Annotated in this window: 2 protein-coding genes; both read right to left on the reverse strand. The window is 75.0% G+C overall.

Annotation, left to right across the window (positions count from 1 at the left end):
• Window positions 1-106 precede the first annotated feature (106 nt).
• Window positions 107-310, reverse strand: coding sequence for an MbtH family NRPS accessory protein (locus tag AB0E02_RS09425; RefSeq protein WP_030411649.1), 204 nt, complete (start codon window positions 308-310; stop codon window positions 107-109).
• Between the two features lie 85 nt (window positions 311-395).
• Window positions 396-20,459, reverse strand: a complete 20,064-nt coding sequence (locus tag AB0E02_RS09430) for a non-ribosomal peptide synthase/polyketide synthase (RefSeq protein ID WP_362137401.1) — start codon at window positions 20,457-20,459, stop codon at window positions 396-398.
• Window positions 20,460-20,466: the final 7 nt, after the last annotated feature.

A 20,466-nucleotide genomic window follows, 5' to 3' on the forward strand; every position in this document is an offset into this window, starting at 1 on the left:
GCTGACCCGGTCGCCGTGGATCTCCCGCTGGAACTTGCCGGTGTGGCTGGCCGGGACCGAGGCGATCTCCTCGGGCGCCGCGCCCCACGGTGCCGGTGACGAGCCGTCAGGCGTCGGCGCTCTCCATGCGCTCGCGGAGGCTGCGGGGGCGCATGTCGGTCCAGACCTCGTCGACGTAGGCGGAGCACTCGTCCTGGGTGCCCTCCTTGCCGACGGCGTGCCAGCCGGCGGGGATCTCCAGGTCGGCGAGCCAGAGCGAGTACTGGTCCTCGTCGTTGCGCAGGACCTGGTAGCGGGCGTTCTCGTCCATGTCGATTCTCCTTGCGTGAGGGTGGGTTGGACGGTTGGGGTGGTTGGGGTGGGTTGAGTGAGTGTGTGGTGGGTCGGGGGGTGGTTCAGGGGCTGTTACGGGCGGCGTGCCTGGCTATCTGGTGGAGGGCCTCGGTGAAGTCCTCGGCGACGGCGCGGACGGTGGTCTCCTCGTGGGTGTCGGGGCGGTAGTGCCAGGTGAAGGTGAGGCGGCCGTTCTGGACGGCACCGACCGCCTCCAGGAGGTGGGAGCCGGGGTCGCGGGGGTCGTGGTCCTGGCCGAAGCTGCCGTGTTCGGTGCGGATCAGGCCGCCGTCGGTGCCGGTGCCGGTACCCGTGCCCGTGCGGCGGGAGTCCCATTGGCCAAGGTAGTTGAAGACGAGTTGGCCGTGACCGGTGCGCTCCAGGCGTTGGCGGACGTCCGGGCTGCCGTAGGTGCGCAGGGCGCCGAAGCCGAGGCCGTTGCCGGGGACGGTGCGGAGTTGCCGTCGGACGGACTTGACCAGGGCCCGCCAGTCCCGGGTGGGGCCGAGGTCGGTGCGGTCGGGGATGTGCAGGCCGACCGGGTGGACGGTGGTGAACCAGCCGACGGTGCGCGAGAGGTCGACGCCGTCCAGGACGTCCTCGCGGCCGTGCCCTTCGAGGTCCACGGAGACCCGGTCCCGGTCGGTCCAGCGAGCCAGGGCGAGGGCGAGGGCGGCGAGCAGGACGTCGTTGATGCGGGTGCGGTAGGCGGTGGGGGCGGCCCGGAGGAGTGCGGTGGTGTCGGGTTCGTCCAGGCTGAGGGTCAGGGTCCTGGTTTCGGCGGCGGTGGCGGGCTCCGGGGTGTGGTCCACGGGGAGCGGGGCGGAGGCCAACGCCTCTTCCCAGTAAGGGAGTTCGTGGTCCAGGGCGCCCGCGGCGACGTGTGCGGCGAGGCCGCGTGCCCAGTCGCGGAAGGAGGTGGTGCGGGCGCCGAGCGTGACCGGGTGGCCCTGGGCGGCCTGGTGGTAGGCGGTGTCCAGGTCGTCCAGGAGGATCCGCCAGGACACCGCGTCGATGACGAGGTGGTGGGCCACCAGGAGCAGGTAGCCGGGCCGGTCCTGGCCGCCGGTGAAGAGCGCGGCGCGGAGCAGCGGGCCCCGGCCGATGTCGAAGCCGGTGTGCAGGGTGTCGGCGGTCGCGCGGAGGGCGGTGTCGGTCTGGTCGGGGGTGAGGCCGGTCAGGTCGTGGTGGGAGAGGAGACGGTCCGGGGTGGCCGGCGGGGCCGGGTTGTGCTGGCGCCAGCGGCCGTCCTGTTCGGTGAAGCGCAGCCGGAGGGCGTCGTGGTGGGTGAGGAGGGCGGTGAGTGCCGCTTCCAGTGCGGTGGGGTCGGGTGCGCCGTCGAGTTCGAGCAGTGCGGACTGGTTGAAGTGGTGGTGGTTGGCGCGGGGGGTGGTCAGGAACCAGTGCTGGATGGGGGTGAGGGGCAGGTCGCCGGTGACCGGGCCGTCGTCGGTCCGGTCGGGTCCGGTGGTCACCACGGTGGCCAGTTCGGCGACCGTTTGATGGGTGAACAGGTCCTTGGTCGCGAGGTGCAGTCCGGTGCGGCGCAGTCGTGAGACGACCTGCATGCTGAGGATCGAATCGCCGCCGAGGGCGAAGAAGTTGTCGTCGGCGCCCACGGTGTCGAGGCCGAGGACCTCGGCCCAGATCTGGGCGATGCGGCGTTCGGTGTCCGTGCGCGGGGCGACGTGGTGGGCGGTGGGGACGGTGGACGGGGCGGGTGCGGGCAGGGCCCGGCGGTCGGTCTTGCCGTTGGGGGTGAGGGGCAGCTCCGTCAGCGGGACGAACACCGACGGCACCATGTGGGGCGGGAGGGTGTGGGCGAGGTCGGTGCGCAGTTCCTGGACGTCCAGGGCCTCCGGTGGCCCGTCGGCGGGGACGACGTAGGCGACCAGCCGGCCGGGGGCGGCGGGCTCGGCGCCTGAGGTGCCGGTGGTGCGGACCACGACGGCGGCGTCCCGGACCTGCGGGGCGCGCCGCAGTGCGGTCTCGATCTCGCCGGGTTCGATGCGGTAGCCGCGGACCTTGACCTGGTCGTCGGTGCGTCCGGCGTAGCGCAGTTGGCCGTCGGCGTCCCACCGCACCAGGTCTCCGGTGCGGTACATCCGGCTGCCGGGCGGGCCGTAGGGGTCGGCCGGGAAGCGGGCGGCGGTCAGTCCGGGGCGGGCCAGGTAGCCGCGGGCGAGTCCGGCGCCGGCCACGTACAGCTCGCCGGTGACGCCGACCGGTACGGGGCGCAGGGCGCCGTCCAGGACGTAGGCGCGGGTGCCGGCGACGGGGTGGCCGATGGGCGGGGCGCCCGCTCCGGGGGTGAGTGGTCCGGTCCAGGTGGCCACCACGGTGGCTTCGGTGGGGCCGTACGAGTTGATCATGCGGCGGCCCGGGGCCCAGTGGTCGACGAGGTCGGCCGGGCAGGCCTCGGCGCCGACGATGAGGGTGCGCAGCTCCGGGAGGGTGCGGGCGGTTTCGGGCGGGACGGTGGCGAGTGCGGCGGGCGGGATCAGGGTGTGGGTGATCCGCCGGTCGGCGAGCACCTGGGCGAGCCGGTCGCCGACCAGCGGTCCCTCCTCCCCCGCGATCAGGGTGGCGCCGGCGAGCAGGGAGATGCACAGCTCCAGGACGGAGGCGTCGAAGCTGGGCGAGGCGAACTGGAGGACCCGGTCGCCGGGGTGTACGTCGTAGCGGTCGGCGGCGGCCGCGGCGAAGCCGGCGAGTCCGGTGTGCGTGACGACCACGGCCTTGGGGGTGCCGGTGGAGCCGGAGGTGTAGATGACGTAGGCGGGGTGGTCGGTGGTGAGGGGGTCGAGGCGGTCCGCGTCGGTGGGGGCGGTCGTGGGGCCGTCGGGGCACCACACGTCCGCCGGGTCGTCGAGGACCAGGGCCGCCGCGGAGTCGCGGACCATGAACTCCCGTCGTTCGGCCGGGTAGGCGGGGTCGACGGGCAGGAACGCGCCGCCGGCCTTCGCGACCGCCAGTTGCGCCACGACCATGTCGGTTCCGCGGGGCAGCGCCAGCGCGACCAGGCGCTCGGGGCCGATCCCGCGGGAGATCAGCCGGTGGGCCAGGCGGTTGGCGGCGGTGTCCAGCTCGGCGTAGGTCAGCACGCGGTCGCCGTCGGCGACGGCGGGGGCGTCGGGGCACCGGGTGACCTGCCGTGCGAACAGCTCGGGCAGGGGGGCCGGCGGGACCTGGGGAGCGTCGCCGTGCCGGTCGGTGAGCAGGCGCCGCAGTTCCTCGGCGGGCGCCAGCGGGAGCGCGCCGAGGGGGCGTTCGGGGTCGTCGGCGAGGGCGGTGAGCAGGGTGGTGAGCTGGTCGGCGATCCGGTGTGCGGTGTCGGCGTCGAACAGGTCGGTGTGGTAGGTGAGCAGCCCGTGCAGGGCGCCGGAGTCCGCCTCGGCGAACTCCAGGGTGAGGTCGAAGGGCGCCTCTTCACGCTCGGGCTCGATGTCGCTGACCTGGAGGCCGGGCAGGTCCATCGGCGCGCCGGGGGCGTTCTGCAGCACCACCATGGCTTGGAAGAGCGGGGTGCGGCTGGTGTCGCGGTCCGGCTGGACCTCGTCCACCACCCGCTCGAACGGCACGTCCTGGTGCGCGAAGGCGTCCAGCACGGTGTCGCGGACGTCGGCGAGGAAGTCCGGGAAGGACCGCTCCGGTTCGACGGTGGAGCGCAGTACCAGGGTGTTGACGAAGAAGCCGATCAGCCGCTGGGTCTCCGGACGTTCGCGGCCCGAGGTGACCGTGCCGACGGCGATGTCCCGCTGTCCGGAGAGCCGGGCGAGGAGCGTCTGGACCGCGGCGACCAGGGTCATGAACAGGGTGGTCTGCCGGGTCCGGCCGAACTCGGCGAGCCGGCGGGCGGTTTCCGGCGGCAGCACGAGCCCGGTCGTGGCGCCGTGCCGGGTGCGGACCGGCGGCCGGGGCCGGTCGGTGGGCAGTTGGAGCGGTTCGATGCCGGTCAGCCGCTCCTTCCACCAGCGCAGTTGGTCCTCGGCGGCCGGGCCGGTGAGCGCGGTGCGCTGCCACTGGGCGACGTCGGCGTACTGCACGGGCAGCGGCGGCAGGGTGGCCGGGCTGCCGGTCAGCGCGGCGCGGTAGAGGTGGGCCAGGTCGCCGGTGAGGATCCCGGTCGACCAGCCGTCGGTGACGATGTGGTGCAGGGTCAGGGTCAGCACGTGGTGGTCGTCGGCGAGCCGGATCAGTCCGGCCCGCAGCAGGGGCCCGCGGCGCAGGTCGAAGGGGCGGGTGCGCTCGTCGGCGAGCAGCCGCGCCAGTCGCGCCGGGCGGTCGGCGGGCGGCAGTTCCGTCAGGTCGTGCAGCGGCAGTGGGACGTCCTGCGGCGGGTGGACGATCTGGACGCCCTGGCCGTCGACGGAGTCGAAAGTGGTGCGCAGCGATTCGTGCCGGGCCGCCAGTGCGGTCAGGGCGGCGGTGAGCGCGGTGGTGTCCAGCCGGCCGCGCAGCCGCAGGGCGAGCGGGGTGAGGTACTCGGTGCTCTCCGGCGCGAAGGAGTCCAGGAACCACAGGCGTTGCTGGGCGAAGGACTGTGGCAGCGGGGTGTCACGGCCGACCGGGACCAGGGCGGTGCCCGGCCGGCCGGCGGGCTGTTCGGGCGCGGTGAGCAGGGCGGCGAGGGCGGCTGGAGTCGGGTGGGTGAACACGGCCCGCGGGGTCAGCTCGGTGCCGAACGCCTCCGCCAGCCGGGAGGTGAGCCGGATGCTGAGGATGGAGTCGCCGCCGAGGGCGAAGAAGTCGTCCGTCATGCCGACCTCGGGCACGCCGAGCACGTCGGCCCAGATGGCGGCGGTGCGGCGTTCGGCGTCGGTGCGTGGTGCGACGGCCTCGGCACGGCCGGTGGCGGCGTCGGGTGCCGGCAGGGCGGCCCGGTCGACCTTGCCGTTGGCGCTCAGCGGCAGCGCGTCCAGCGGGACGACGGCGGTGGGCACGAGGTAGTCGGGCAGGGTGCGGCGGGCGTGGGCGCGCAGCGCGTCGGGGTCGAGTCCGTCGTGTCCGACGACGTAGGCGACGAGCTGTTTGGCGCCGGACCGTCCTTCGCGGGCCACCACGGCCACGTCCGCGACGGCCGGATGGGCGGCGAGGGCGCCCTCGACCTCGGCGGGTTCGACCCGGAAGCCGCGGATCTTGACCTGGTCGTCGGCGCGGCCGAGGAACTCGACGGTGCCGTCGGGGTGCCGGCGGGCGAGGTCGCCGGTGCGGTACATGCGGGTTCCGGGCGGGCCGGACGGGTCGGCGAGGAAGCGTTCGGCGGTCGCGCCGGGCCGGCCGAGATAGCCGCGGGCGACGCCCTCGCCGGTCAGGTAGAGCTCGCCGGCCGTGCCGGGCGGTACGGGCCGCAGCCGGGTGTCGAGGACGTGCACCCGCATGTCGTCGAGGGGCCGTCCGATGGGCACCGGGTCGGGCACCGCGGCCGCGTCGGTCATGGCGTGGGCGGTGGCGAAGGTGGTGGTCTCGGTCGGACCGTAGCCGTCCACGACGGTCAGGCCGGGGCAGGCGTCGAGTACCCGGCGCACGGCCGCGGCCGGGACCACGTCGCCGCCGGTCCACACCTGGCGCAGCCCCGCGAAGCAGTCCGGCGCGTCCTGCGCCAGCAGCCGGAACAGCCCGGCCGTCAGCCACAGCGCGGTCACCTCTCCCCCGCCGGCCAGCCGCCGCAGCAGGGCCGCGTCGACGGCGCCCGGCGGGGCGACCACGATGCGGCCGCCGTTCAGCAGCGGCGCCCAGACCTCGAAGGTGGCGGCGTCGAACGCCACGGGAGAGTGCAGCAGAACCCGTTGGCAGCCGGTTCCCTGGAAGCGGCTGTCGGTGGCGAGCGCGGCCACGTCGCGGTGGCGCACGCCGACGGCCTTGGGCTCGCCGGTCGAGCCGGAGGTGAACATCACGTAGGCGAGGCGGTCGGGGTCGGTGGCCGCTGCCGGCGGTGGGCCGGCCGGGCCGTCGGTGCGGGCGTCGGTCACGTCCCGGTCGGTCAGCCGCACCGTGACCCCCGCCTGCTGGAGCAGGGTGCGGCGGCGCTCCTCGGGGGCGCGGACGTCCACCGGGACGTAGGCGCCACCGGCCTTGAGGACCGCGAGCTGGGCCACGACGAGCGCCACCGAACGCTCCATGAGCAGCGCCACCCGGCCCTCGGCGGGCAGCCCCGCGGCGCACAGGCGGTGGGCCAACTTGTTTGCCCAGTCGTCGAGTTGACGGTAGGTCAGCTCTTGTTCGTGGTCGGTGACGGCGAGGGCGTCCGGGGTGCGGCGCACCTGCTCGGCGAAGTGGGACACCGGTGAACCGGGCGGCGTCCGGCGTGCCGGGGTGTTCCACCGGTGCAGCAGGGCGCGGTCGGCGTCGGTGAGCGGGTCGAGGTCGTCCACGGTGCGGGCGGTGCCGTCGGCGACGGCGGTGAGCAGGGCCCGCAGCCGGTCCGCGGTGCGCTCCACGGTGGTGCGGTCGAACAGCGCCGGGTCGTAGGCGAGGCCGAAGCCGAGGCGGTCGGCGAGGTAGGCGCGCAGGCACAGCGGGAAGGTGGGGGCGTCGTCGGCGCGCACGTCGGTGATGCGGATGCCGGCGTCGGCCGCGGCGGTCTCGTCGAAGGGGTAGTTCTCGAAGACCACCATGCTGTCGAACAGTGGCTCCCCCGCGGGGAGTTCGCTCAGTGCCTGGATGCGGGCGAGTGAGACGAAGTCGTAGCGGCGGGAGTCGCTCTGCTGCTCCTGGAGGTCGCGCAGCCAGTGCGGTACGGTCCGGGCGCCGTCGATCCGGGCCCGGGTCGGGACGGTGTTGATGAACATGCCGACCATGGAGGCCACACCGGCGAGCTCGGCCGGACGGCCGGAGACGGTGGTGCCGAACACGACGTCGCGGCGGCCGCCGGAGCGGGCCAGCAGCAGCGCCCAGGCACCCTGGACGACGGTGTTGACGGTGAGTCCGTGGCGTTGGGCCATGGTGCGCAGCCGGTCGGAGGCCTCGGGGGGCAGTTCGACGGCGACGCTGTCGGTCGCCCGGGCGCGGTGCGCCTCGGTGGGCCGCCGGTCGTACGGCAGGGGGGTGCGGGCGGTGCATCCGGCCAGCACTTCGGCCCAGTGCCGCTCGGCCTGCTCCTCGTCCTGGTCCGCCAGCCACTGGAGGAAGTCCCGGAACGGGCGGCGGGCCGGCGGGCGGACGGTGGCGCCGCGGGCCGCGGCGGCGTACTGCGCGCACACGTCGGTGAAGATCTGGCCGGTGCTCCACCCGTCGAGCATCAGGTGGTGCGAGGACCACACCAGGACGACCTCGTCGCCGGGGAGCGCGGCCACCGCGATCCGGCTGAGCGGGGCGCGGGTGAGGTCCACGCCGGTGGCGCGTTCCTCGGCGAGCAGCTTCTCCAGCGCCCGGTCGCGTTCGCCCGGCGTCAGTGCCCGCCAGTCGTGGTGGGTGACGGGCAGGACGGCGTGCCGGTGGACGACCTGGACGGGGTGCGGCAGGCCGTGCCAGTGAACGCTGCTGCGCAGGGCCGGGGTGTGGTCGGCGACCCGCTGCCAGGCCGCGGCGAAGGCGTGTGGGTCGGCGATGCCGGCGATCCGGACCGCCATCTGGTCGAAGTAGGCGCCGTCGTCGTCGACCAGCTGATGGAAGAGCATGCCGGCCTGGAGCGGGGTCAGCGGATGGATGTCCGCCACGTCGCTGCCGTCGCCGGCGAGCAGGTCCACCTGGTGCTGGTCGAGTCCGGCGAGCGGGAAGTCGGAAGGGGTGCGGCCGCCGGTGTCCGGGCGGGCGCAGTGCGCGACGATCTCGTCCAGCGCCGCGAGGGTGTCCTCGGCGAGTCGGCGCACGGTGGACTCGTCGTAGACGGCGGGCGGGTAGGTCCAGCCCAGTTCGAGCCGGCCGTCCTGGACCACGCCGGTCACGTCCAGCAGGTAGCTGCGTTCCTCGGCGGGGTCGGTGTCCTGGCCGGCGGGCGGCAGGGCGGCGCGGTAGAGGCCGTCGTCCGCCGGCCGGTCCGCGGCGGCGACGTCCCACCGGCCGTGGTAGTTGAAGCCGATGCGCGGCCGTGGCGCGTCGGGCAGCGGGGCGTCCGGGGCGAGGTGGCGCAGTGCGCCGTAGCTCAGTCCGCGCCGCGGGACGGCCCGCAGCTGTTCCTTGACGGACCGGACGGTGTCGCGCCAGTCGGCGTCCGGGTCGACGGTCAGGGCGAGCGGGAATTCCGCGGTGAACCAGCCGACGGTGCGGGACAGGTCCAGGTCGTCGAAGAGGTCCTCGCGGCCGTGCCCCTCGATGCCGAGGAGGACGGTGTCCCGGCGGCTCCAGCGGCTCAGGGTGCGGCCGAGGGCGCTGAGCAGCACATCGTTGACCTGGGTGCGGTAGACGTCCGGGACCTGGCGCAGCAGGGCGTCGGTCGTGTCCCGGTCCAGGCGGACGGTCACGGTGGCGGCGGCGCCCTGCGGGCGGGCGCCGGGCCGGTCGACGGGGAGGGCGGCGGGCGTGCGGCAGATCCGGGTCCAGTACGGCAGGTCGTCCGCGAAGGCGCCGGAGCGGGTGTGCCGTTGCAGGCGGTGGGCCCACTGTGCGTAGCCGGTGCTCGCCGGGGGCAGGGCGGCCGGGCGGCCGGCGGAGGTGTTGCGGTAGGCGGCCTCCAGGTCGGCCAGCAGGATGCGCCAGGACACCCCGTCGATGACCAAGTGGTGGGCGGTGAGCAGGAGTTGGGGCGGGTGTACGGGACCGCGGTCGAAGAGGAGGGCGCGCACCACGCGGCCCTCGGTGGGGTCCAGGGAGGTCTGTGCGTCGGTGGCCGCGCGCTGGACGGCGTCCTCCTGCGCGCGGTCGTCGAGGCCGGCCAGGTCGTGGTGCGCGAAGACGTCCCCGGGTGCGGCGGGCAGCACCTCCTGGTGCCAGGTGCCGTCGGCGTGCCGGAACCGGGTGCGCAGGGCCGGGTGGTGGGCGATCAGGGCGTCGACGGCGCGGCGCAGGGCTTCCGGGTCGGTGCCCGGGGCCAGTGCCAGCCGCTGGGTCATCGTGAAGTGCAGCCGGTCGCCGGGCCGGCGGTCGTCGAGGTACCAGTGCTGGACGGGCGTGAGCGGCGCCGGTCCGGCCGGGGTGGCGGCGTCGGCCGGCGGGGCGGCCACCGATCCGGTGCGCAGGGCGAGTTCGGCGACGGTCTGGTGGCGGAAGACGTCCTTGGAGGTGAGGGCGAGGCCGGCCTGGCGGGCCCGGGAGACGATCTGGATGCTGAGGATCGAGTCGCCGCCGAGCGCGAAGAAGTTGTCCTCGACACCGATCCGGGGCGTGCCGAGCACCTCGGCCCAGATGCCGGCGAGCAGGGTCTCGGTGGCGGTGCGCGGGGCCACGTACGGGGTGTCGGTGTCCGGCTGGAGCGGGGGTGCGGGCAGGGCGCGCCGGTCGGTCTTGCCGCTGCTGGTCCGGGGCACTCGCGCGAGCGGGACGAAGGCCGCGGGGACCATGTAGTCGGGCAGCGTACGGCGCAGGTGGACGCGGAGTTCCTCGGCGGCGGGCTGCCGGGTGCCGCTCGGCACGACGTAGGCCACCAGCATCGTGCGGCCGGTCTGGGTGCGAGCCGCGACGACGGCGTCGCCGACCTCGGGGTGGTCGAGGAGGGCCGCTTCGACCTCGCCGGGCTCGATGCGGAAGCCGCGGATCTTGACCTGGTCGTCGGTGCGTCCGAGGAATTCCAGGAGTCCGTCGGGGTGCCGGCGGGCACGGTCGCCGGTGCGGTACATCCGGGTGCCGGGCGGGCCGAACGGGTCGGCGACGAAGCGCCCGGCGGTCAGGCCGGGCCGACCCCGGTAGCCGCGGGTGACCTGCGCGCCGGCCAGGTACAGCTCACCGGGCACGCCGACCGGTACGGGGCGCAGCGCGCCGTCGAGGACGTAGGCGCGCAGGTTGCGGCCGGGCCGTCCGATGACCGGGTGCGCGGCGTGGTCGGTGAAGCGTCCGTAGACGGCGTCGACGGTGCATTCGGTGGGGCCGTAGATGTTGTACGCGGTGACGCCGGGCAGCGCGCGGAGCTGCTGCCAGGCGGCGGTGCCGACGGCCTCGCCGCCGATCAGGACGATCCGGGGGCGGTGGCCGTCGGTGGTGAACAGTCCGGCGGCCAGCAGCTCGTGCAGGAAGGACGGCGTCACGTTGAGGCAGTCCAGGCGGTGGGCGGCGATCTGTGCGACGAACGCGGCCGGGTCGAGCCGTACGTCCTCGTCGATCAGGTGCACCTGCTGTCCGAGGGCCAGCAGCAGCGGGCCCTCCCAGGAGGTGTCGAAGGAGAAGGCGGCGCTCAGCGCGGCGCGCAGCGGGGTGCCGTCGGCGGTGTGCGGGGCGACCAGCCCTTCGCGGTGGTCGTGGCAGAGGTTGACGAGCTGGCGGTGTTCGACGGCGACGCCCTTGGGGCGGCCGGTGGAGCCGGAGGTGTAGGTGAGGTAGGCGGTGTGGGCGGGGTGCAGCGGGGCGACGCGGTCGGCGTCGGTGGGGTTGTGGGTGGGCTGCCGGTCCAGCGGGGCGTCGCGCAGCGCGTCAGGGGTGAGAACGGTCTGCGGCGCGGCGTCCGCGAGGAGGTACGCCACCCGGTCCGCGGGCAGCTCCGGGTCGACGGACAGCTGGGTGCCGCCGGCCTTGAGGACGGCCAGCAGTGCCACGAACATCTCCGTGGTACGCGGGAGTTGGACGGCGACCACCCGCTCGGGGCCGACCCCGAGCGAGATGAGGTGGTGGGCCAGCCGGTTGGCGCGGGTGTTGAGCTCCGCGAAGTCGAGGGTGGCGTCCCGCGCCACCAGTGCGGTGGCGTGCGGGGTACGGGCCACCTGGGCCTCGAACAGCTCCGGGAACGTGGCGGCGGGCACCGGCAGCGGGGCGCCCTGCCACTCCTCCAGCACCTGGTGGCGCTCCGCGTCGGACAGCAGCGGCAGCTCGCCCACCGGGCGCCCGGGGTCGTCGGCGACGGCTTCCAGCAGCAGGCGCAGCCGGCCGGTCAGCCGCTCGACGGTGTCCCGGTCGAACAGGTCGGTGTGGTACTCGACGAAGCCGGTGAGGCCGCCGCCGTCCTGCTCGACGAAGTCGAGGCCGAGGTCGAAGGTGGCGCTCCGGCCCGGCGGCTGGACCGTCTCGACGTCCAGACCGGGCAGCTGTGGCGCCCGGCCGCCCAGGTTGTGCAGGGCAACCATGACCTGGAACAGCGGGGTGCGGCTGGTGTCCCGTTCCGGCTGGAGCGCGTCGACGACCCGCTCGAACGGCACGTCCTGGTGGCCGAAGGCGTCCAGCACGGTGCCGCGCACCTGTGACAGCAGCGCGTCGAACGGCTCCTCGGCGCGCACCTGGGTGCGCAGCACGAGGGTGTTCACGAACATGCCGACCAGATGCTCCAGTTCGGGGCGTTCACGGCCGGCGGTCACGGTGCCGACGGCGATGTCCTCCTGGCCGGCCCAGCGGGCGAGGAGGACCTGGCAGGCCGCGAGCAGGGTCATGTAGAGAGTGGCGTCGGCACGCCGGCCGGTCTCCCGCAGCCGTTCGGTCAGCGCGGCGGGCAGCGAGAACTCCAGCAGTGCGCCGTTCTTGGTGCGCACCGCGGGCCGGGGCCGGTCGGTGGGCAGCTCCAGCGGGGCGAGGTCGGCCAACTGCTCGCGCCAGTAGGTGAGTTGCTGCTCGGCGTCGGCGGACCGGGCGCGTTGCCAGGCGGCGTAGTCGGCGTACTGGACGGGCAGCGGGGGCAGGTCGGGCCGGCGGTCCTGCAGGGCCGCGGCGTACAGCTCGCCCAGGTCCCGGCCGAGGACGGCGGTGGACCAGCCGTCGGTGACGATGTGGTGCAGGGCCAGGGTCAGTACGTGCTCGTCCGCGGCGAGGCGGATCAGCCGGGTGCGCAGCAGCGGTCCGCGGCCCAGGTCGAAGGGGGTGGCGGCCTCGGCGGTGAGCAGCTCGTCGAGGGCGCCCGGGCGCGCGTCGGCCGGCACGGCGGACAGGTCGTGCGTCGGCAGGTCCACCGCGCGGGGCGGGTGGACCTGCTGGCGGGCGCGGCCGTCCTGCTCGGCGAAGGTGGTGCGCAGCGGTTCGTGCCGGGCCACCAGGCCGTCCAGGGCGGTGTGCAGTGCGGCCTCGTCGAGCCGGCCGCGCAGGCGCAGCACGAAGAAGGTCAGGTATTCGGTGCTGCCGGGCTCGAAGTGGTCGAGGAACCACAGGCGTTGCTGGGCGAACGAGAGCGGGAGGGCGCTGTCGCGGTCGGCCGGCGGGATCGGGTCGGCCGGTGGCCGGCGGTCCGCGGCCGGGTCGGGCAGTGCGGCGGCCAGGGCGGCCACCGTCGGCCGGGTGAACAGCAGCCGCGGTGAGACGTCCACGCCGAAGGCGGCGCGCAGCCGGGAGGTGACGCGGATGGCGAGGATCGAGTCGCCGCCCAGCGCGAAGAAGCTGTCCTCGACGCCGATCTCCTCGGTGTCCAGGACCTCGGCCCAGACGCCGGCGACGAGCCGTTCCGCCGCGGTGCGCGGGGCGGTGTGCCGCTCGCCGGCGGCGAAACCGTCCGGGCCGGGGGCGGGCAGCGCCCGGTGGTCGAGTTTGCCGTTGACGGTCAGCGGCAGCGCGTCCAGGGCCACATAGGCCGCGGGGACCATATGGGCGGGCAGGGTCCGTTCCAGGTGGGCGCGGAGTGTGGCGGCGGACGGCGGGGTCTGCCGGCCGGTGCCGACGACATGGGCGACCAGCCGCCGCACACCGGGGGTGTCCTCACGCACGGAGACCACGGACGCGTCGATCGCGGGGTGGGCGTTCAGCGCGGCCTCGATCTCGCCGGGTTCGATGCGGAAGCCACGGATCTTGACCTGCTGGTCGGCCCGGCCCAGGTACACCAGCGTGCCGTCGCGCCGCCACCGGACGCGGTCGCCGGTGCGGTACATCCGGGTGCCGGGCGGCCCGTAGGGGTTGGCGACGAACCGTGCGGCGGTCAGGCCGGGGCGGTTCAGATAGCCGCGGGCCAGGCCCTCGCCGGCCACGTACAGTTCGCCGACGGCGCCGGGCGGCACGGGGGCGAGAGCACCGTCGAGCACATGGAGCCGCAGGTCGGGCAGGCCTGAGCCGATGGCGCTGCCGGTGGCGCCGGTCACCGTGGCGCGGTCGAGCGGCGCGTGGGTGACGTGCACGGTGGTCTCGGTGATGCCGTACATGTTGACCAGGGCCGGGGCGGTGTCCGAGTGCCGCTCGTACCAGTCGGTGAGCTTGCCGAGGTCGAGGGCTTCGCCGCCGAAGATGACGTACCGGAGCGTCAACCTGCCGCTGAGTTCCGGGTGTTCGGCGTCGGCACGCATCAGCGGGTAGAACGCGGAGGGCGTCTGGTTGAGCACGGTGACCCGCTCGTCCGCCAGCAGGCGGAGGAGGTCCGCCGGGGACCGGGCGAGGTCGTGCGGGACCACGACCAGGCGGCCGCCGTGCAGCAGGGCGCCCCAGATCTCCCACACGGAGAAGTCGAAGGCGTAGGAGTGGAACAGGGTCCACACGTCGTGCGCGTCGAAGCCGAACCGGTCGCGGGTGGTGGAGAACAGCCGCACCACGTTGGCGTGCGGGACGACCACACCCTTGGGCCGGCCGGTGGAGCCCGAGGTGTAGATGACGTAGGCGGGGCTCTCCGGCAGCGGGCGGTGCTCCGGCGCGAGGCCGGTGGCGGGGCGCCGGGCCAGGTCGGCGCGGACCTCGGGGTCGTCGAGGAGGAGTCGCGGCACGGCGTTGCCGCCGAGTCGTCCGGCGACCGCGGTGGTGGTGACGAGCAGGGCGGGGGCGGCGTCGGCGAGCAGGTGGGTGATGCGGTCGCCGGGAAGATCCGGGTCGACGGGTACGTAGGCCGCGCCGGTCTTGAGCACCGCCACGAGCGCGACCAGCAGGTCGGTCGAGCGGGGCAGGGCGAGCGCCACGAAGCGCTCGGGGCCGGCTCCGGACGCGGCCAGCCGGTGCGCCAACTGCTGTGCCCGGTAGTTGAGTTGGGCGTAGCTGAGGGTGTCGCCGGAGCAGGTCACGGCGGGGGCGTCGGGGGTGCGTGCCGCCTGGGCCTCGAACAGGTCGACCAGGGTCCGGTCGGGCCGGCCGTGCGCGGAGCCGTTCCAGTCCACCAGCATCCGCCGGCGTTCCTCGGCGGTCGTCCAGGCCAGCTCGCGCAGCGGCCGCTCGGGGCCGGCGGCGATCTCGTCGAGCAGCAGGCACAGCCGGTCGGCGAGGGAGCGGACGGTGTCCTCGTCGAAGAGGGCGGGGTCGTAGGCGAGGTCGAAGCCGAGGCGGTCGCCGTGGTGGGCGCGGAGCGCCAGCGGGAAGTTGGTCGCGTCCAGGGAGGAGACGTCCAGGATGCGCACACCGGCACCGGAGGTCCGGGCCTCGTCGAAGGGGTAGTTCTCGAAGGCGACCATGCTGCCGAAGAGGGCGGTGCCGGCCGGTACGTCGCTGAGCGAGGTCAGCTGGGCCAGCGAGACGGTCTCGAAGCGGCGGGACTCGGACTGGGCGTCCTGGAGGTCCCGCAGCCAGTCGGTGGCCGTGCGGTGGCCTTCGACCCGTACCCGGGTGGGCAGGGTGTTGATGAACATGCCCACCATGGCTTCGACGCCGGGCAGTTCGTCGGGGCGGCCGGAGACGGTGGTGCCGAACACCACGTCCGGCTCCCCGCTGTAGCGCGCCAGCAGCAGGGCCCAGGCACCCTGCACCACGGTGTTGAGGGTCAGGCCGCTGCGCCGCGCGGTGTCCTCCAGGGCGCGGGACCGCTCGGGGGTCAGGCCGGCGGCCAGGACGTCGGCGGAGCGGGCGCGGTGCGCCTCGCGCGGCGGGCGGTCGCAGGGCAGCGGGGTCGGGGTCGCGAAGCCGGCGAGGACGGTGCGCCAGTGCTCCTCGGCGGCGCGGCCGTCGCGGGTGGCGAGCCGGCGGACGTGGTCGGCGAAGGGGCGGCGGACCGGTGGAGTGGCGTCCCGGCCGGTGGTGAGGGCGGCGTACTCCTCACACACCTCGGTCAGCACCTGCGCCAGGCTCCAGCCGTCCAGGATCAGATGGTGCGAGGTCCACAGCAGCCGCAGCTGCCCGCCGGGCAGCCGGACGAGGGTGAGCCGCATCAGGGGTGCGGTGCCGAGATCGAGGCCCTGCGCCAGGTCCTCGGCGCGGAGGCGGGCCAGCCGGTCCGTGCGGGTGGCCTCGTCGAGGTCGCGCCAGTCCAGGTGGACGACCGGCACGGTGGCCCGGCGGTGCACGATCTGCAGCGGGGCCGGTACGCCGTCCCAGACGACGGAGGTGCGCAGTACGGGGGTCCGGTCGACCACCCGTTGCCAGGCCCGGGCGAAGGTCTCCGGTTCGGTCACCCCGTCGAGGAGCAGGGCGGCCTGGTCGAGGTAGACATCGCCGCCCCCGCCCGCCCCGTCGTCCCCGCCGACGAGGCGGTGGAAGAGCATGCCCTCCTGGAGGGGCGTCAGGGGGTAGAGGTCTTCGATGCCGCGCCCGTCGCCGATGAGGGGGTCGAGGCCGGCCTGGTCCAGTCCGGTGCAGGGGAAGTCGGAGGGGGTGCGGCCGCCGGCTTCGGGCCGGGCGCAGTGGGCGACGATCCCGGCGAGCGCCCGGACCGTGCCGTCGGCCAGGTCGCGGACCGTGTGCTCGTGGTGCACCTGGTCGCTGTAGTGCCAGGTCAGTTCCAGCACCCCGTCGGCCACTACGGCGGAGACGTCCAGCAGGTGGTCGAGCCGTGCGTCGGCGGCCAGGTCGCGGCCGGGGGCCGGGCCGGCGGGCGCGAAGTCGGCGTCCCGCGGGGTCTCCCACTGGCCGTGGTAGGTGAAGCAGACCTCGGGCAGCGGCCGGTCGCGCAGGGCGCGGGCGGCCGGGTCGGGTGAGCCGAGGCGGGCCAGCGCCTCGTAGCCGAGGCCGCGGCGCGGGACGGCCCGCAGCTGTTCCTTGACCGCCTTGAGCGTGCCGCCCCAGTCCGGGTCGCCCGCCGGTCCGGCCGGGGTGAGGGTGACCGGGTACTGGGTGGTGAACCAGCCGACGGTCCGGGACAGGTCGGGGGCGTCGGCGGCGGCCGGCTCACCCTCGGCGTGGAGGTCCTCGCGGCCGTGGCCCTCCAGTGCCACCGTCACCCGGTCGGTGCCCGCCCAGTCGGCGAGGACCCGGCCCAGTGCGCTCAGCAGGACGTCGTTGACCTGGGTGCGGTACACGCCGGGGACCCGGCGGAGCAGGGCCTCGGTGGTGTCGCGGTCGAGGCGGGCGCGTACGGTGCGGACCGACCCGGCGACCGGGGTGCCGTCGCGGTCCGCCGGCAGCGGGGTGCGCGGTACGGCGGTCTGCGCGCTCCAGTAGGGGAGGTCGTCGTCGAGGCCGCCGTTCCGGACATGGTGGGCGAGGGTGGTCGCCCAGGTGGTGAACGGCGTGCCGGAGGGCTCCAGTTGGACCGTCCGGCCGGCGGCGGCCTGGCGGTACGCGGTTTCCAGGTCGGCGAGGAGGATGCGCCAGGAGACGCTGTCGACGGCCAGGTGATGGGCCGTCAGGAACAGCTGGGGGCGCTCGTCCGGGCCGGGCAGGAACAGGGCGGCGCGCAGCAGGGTGCCGGCGGCCGGGTCCAGGGCGGCGCGGGCGGCGTCGGCCGCCTCGGTGCGGGCGGTGTCCCGGGCGGTGCCGCTGGTGCCGGACAGGTCGTGGCGGGTCAGCAGGCCGGGTGCCACGGGCGCTCCGGGGTGCTGGCGCCAGGTGTCGCCGGTGCGGACGAAGCGGGTGCGCAGCGCGGGGTGGTGTGCGGCGAGGGCGTGCAGGGCCTGTTCCAGGGCGGCATGGTCGAGGTCGTGCGGCAGGTCGAGCAGCATCGACATGGTGAAGTGCCGCTGCGGCCCGTGGGTGGCGAAGAACCATTCCTGGATGGGCGTGAGCGGGGCCGGGCCGGCATCCTGCTGCGGCCGGGGCGCGGTCGGCGGGGCGGTGCGCGCGGCGACCGCGGCGGCGAGGTCGGCAATCGTCTGGTGGCGGAAGACGTCCCGGGAGGTCAGCTGCCAGCCGGCGGCGCGGGCCCGGGAGACCGCCTGGATGCTGAGGATCGAGTCGCCGCCCAGCTCGAAGAAGTTGTCCGTCACACCCACCCGGGCGAGGCCGAGGACCTCGGACCAGATGGCGGCCAGCTCGCGCTCGGCCCGGGTGCGCGGCGCGACGAACTCCCGCTCGCGCGGAGCCGCGTCGAGGTCGGGCGCGGGCAGGGCGCGCCGGTCCAGTTTGCCGCTGCTGTTGAGCGGCAGGGCGTCGAGGACGACGAAGGCGGCGGGCACCAGGTGGCCGGGCAGGGTGCGGGCGAGGGCGTCGCGCAGGGCGGACGGGGTGGGCCGTCCGGTGGCCGAGGGCGCCACGTAGGCGGCCAGTCGGGCGTGGCCCTGGCCGGTGTCGACGGCGAGGACGGCCGCTTCGGCGACGTCCGGCAGGGCCAGCAGGGCCGCCTCGATCTCGCCGGGTTCGATGCGGTGGCCTCGGATCTTGACCTGGTCGTCGGCGCGGCCGAGGTAGTCGAGCCGTCCGTCGGCCGTCCAGCGGGCGAGGTCGCCGGTGCGGTACATCCGGCTGCCGGGCGGCCCGTACGGGTCGGCGGTGAAGCGGGCGGCGGTCAGGCCCGGGCGGTGCAGATAGCCGCGGGCGACCTGGGCGCCCGCGAGGTACAACTCGCCGCCGACGCCGGGCGGTACCGGCTGCAGCCGGTCGTCGAGGACGTAGGCGCGCACGTTGGCGAGCGGCCGGCCCACCACGGGCCGTCCGCTGCCGGTGATGCGGCCGGCCAGTGCGTCGACGGTGCACTCGGTAGGGCCGTAGAAGTTGTACGCGGCGGTGTCGGGCAGCGCGGACAGCTCGCGCCACAGCGCGGGGCCGACGGCCTCGCCGCCGAGCATCAGCACCCGGGGCCGGTGGCGGGGGTCGCCGAGCAGTCCGGCGGGCAGCAGTTGCCGGAGGTAGGAGGGGGTGAGGTCGAGGAAGTCGAGGCGGTGGGTGACGACGTACTCGACCAGCGCGGCGGGATCGAGCCGGGTGGTCTCGTCGATCAGGTGCAGGGGATGGCCGTCGGCCATCAGCAGGACGCCCTCCAGCGAGGTGTCGAAGGAGAAGGACGCGGTCAGGGCGACCCGCAGCGGTCCGCCACCGGCCTCGGCGACGAAGCCGTGCCGGTGGGCGGCCAGCAGGTTGGTCAGGGACCGGTGCTCGACGGCGACGCCCTTGGGGCGGCCGGTCGAGCCGGAGGTGTAGATGACGTAGGCGGTGTGGCCGGCGTGCAGCGGGGCGCGGCGGTCGGCGTCGGTGGGGTTCGTCGCCGGCAGGTCGCCGGGTACGGCGCGCAGCGCGGGCTCGTCGAGCACCAGCATCGGCCGGGCGTCGGCGAGCAGGAACTCCACGCGTTCGGCGGGCAGTTCGGGGTCGATGGGCAGGTAGCCGGCGCCGGTCTTGAGGACGGCGAGGAGGGCCACGATCATGTCGGCGGTGCGCGGCAGCCGCAGCGCGACGAGCCGTTCGGGGCCGGCGCCCCGGCGGATGAGGTGGTGGGCGAGCCGGTTGGCGCGGGCGTTGAGTTCGGCGTAGTCCAGGGTGGTGGCGCCGGCGACCAGTGCCGTGTGGTGCGGGGTGCGGGCGGCCTGCGCCTCGAAGACGCCGGGGTAGGTGGCGGGGGCGACGGGCAGGGCGGTGTCGTTCCACTCGGTGGTCAGCCGCCGCCGGTCGTCCTCGGCGAGCAGCGGCAGCTCGCCCAGCGGCCGGTCGGGTTCGGCGGCCACCCCGTCGAGCAGCAGGAGGAGTTGCTCGGCCATCCGCGTCACGGTCGGGGCGTCGAAGAGGTCGGTGCGGTACTCCAGCAACCCGGTCAGACCGTCGCCGTCGGGCACGAATTCCACGCTGAGGTCGAAGGTGGCCGAGCGGCGGGGCACCGTGACGTTCTCGGCGGTCAGTCCGCGCAGGCCGGCGGCGGCGGGCGGGGCGGGGTGGAGCAGGACCATGACGTCGAAGAGCGGATTGCGGCCGGCTTCCCGGGTCGTGCCGACCGCCTCCACCAGCCGTTCGAAGGGGGTGTCGTCGTGCGCGAAGGCGTCGAGGACGGTGGCGGCCGCGGTGTCCAGCAGGTCGCGGTAGGGGCGGGCGGTGTCGACCGGGCAGCGGAGCACGACCGTGTTGACGAAGAAGCCGACCGCGCGCTCCAGTTCGGTGCGGCCGCGCCCGGGGGTCAGGGACCCGAGGGTGATGTCGTCCTGCCCGGACCAGCGGGCGAACAGCGCCTGGCAGCCGGCGATCAGCGCGGCGAAGAGGGTGGTGTGCTGGTCGGCCGCCAGCTTCCTGAGGCGGGCCGTGGTCCGCGGCGGGACGTGGAAGGTGTGCACCGCGCCGCCGGCCGGTTCCGCCCCGTCACGGGGGTGGTCGAGCGGCAGCTCCAGCGGGACGACTCCGTCCAGTTGCTTGGTCCAGTAGGACAGCTGCTCCTGGAGCAGGGCGCCGGACAGCCGGCCGCGCTGCCACACGGCGAAGTCGGGGTACTGCGTCGCCACCGGCGCCAGGGCGGGCGTCTCCCCCGCGGCGAAGGCGTCGTGGAGCGTGCAGAGTTCCTCCAGCAGCACGCCCATCGACCAGCCGTCGGTGACGATGTGGTGCGCGGTGAGCAGCAGGACGTGCTGGTCGGGGGCGGTGCGGATCAGCAGGGCCCGCAGGAGCGGCCCGGTGCGCAGGTCGAACGGGCGGGAGTACTCGGCGAGCAGCAGCGCGTCGAGCGCCGCCTCCGGGCCGGCCCCGGTCGCGCGGTCCGGCTCGTCCGCGAGGTCCCGCAGCGGCAGCGGCACCGGGGCCGGAGGCTGCACGGTCTGTACGGGCCGGCCGTCATGGTCGTCGAACGTGGTGCGCAGTGCTTCGTGGCGCTCTACCACGGCGTCCAGCGCCCGGGAGAGCGCGGCCCGGTCCAGGCCGCCGGTGAGCCGCAGCGCGACCGCGCTGTTGTAGCGGGCGTCGCCGGGCCGCAGCTGGTCGAGGAACCACAGCCGCTGCTGGGCGAAGGACAGCGGCAGCGGCGCGGACCGGTCCGCGCGGGGGATCGTGGGCCGGGCGCCGGCGGCCGGGCCGCCGGCCTTGCCGGCGAGACGACGGCGCAGGGCTTCCTGGAGGTCCTGCGGCAGGGCCGCGGCGCGGCCTTCCTTCGAAGACGTCATGTCGTCG

This window comes from Streptomyces sp. NPDC048196, assembly GCF_040652715.1.
GTDB classification, from domain to species: domain Bacteria; phylum Actinomycetota; class Actinomycetes; order Streptomycetales; family Streptomycetaceae; genus Streptomyces; species Streptomyces siderophoricus.

What these genes read in the sequence shown, in the direction of transcription:
- AB0E02_RS09425 (WP_030411649.1), bottom strand. Translation starts at nt 310, where the DNA reads ATGGACGAGAACGCCCGCTACCAGGTCCTGCGCAACGACGAGGACCAG.
- AB0E02_RS09430 (WP_362137401.1), bottom strand. Translation starts at nt 20,459, where the DNA reads ATGACGTCTTCGAAGGAAGGCCGCGCCGCGGCCCTGCCGCAGGACCTC.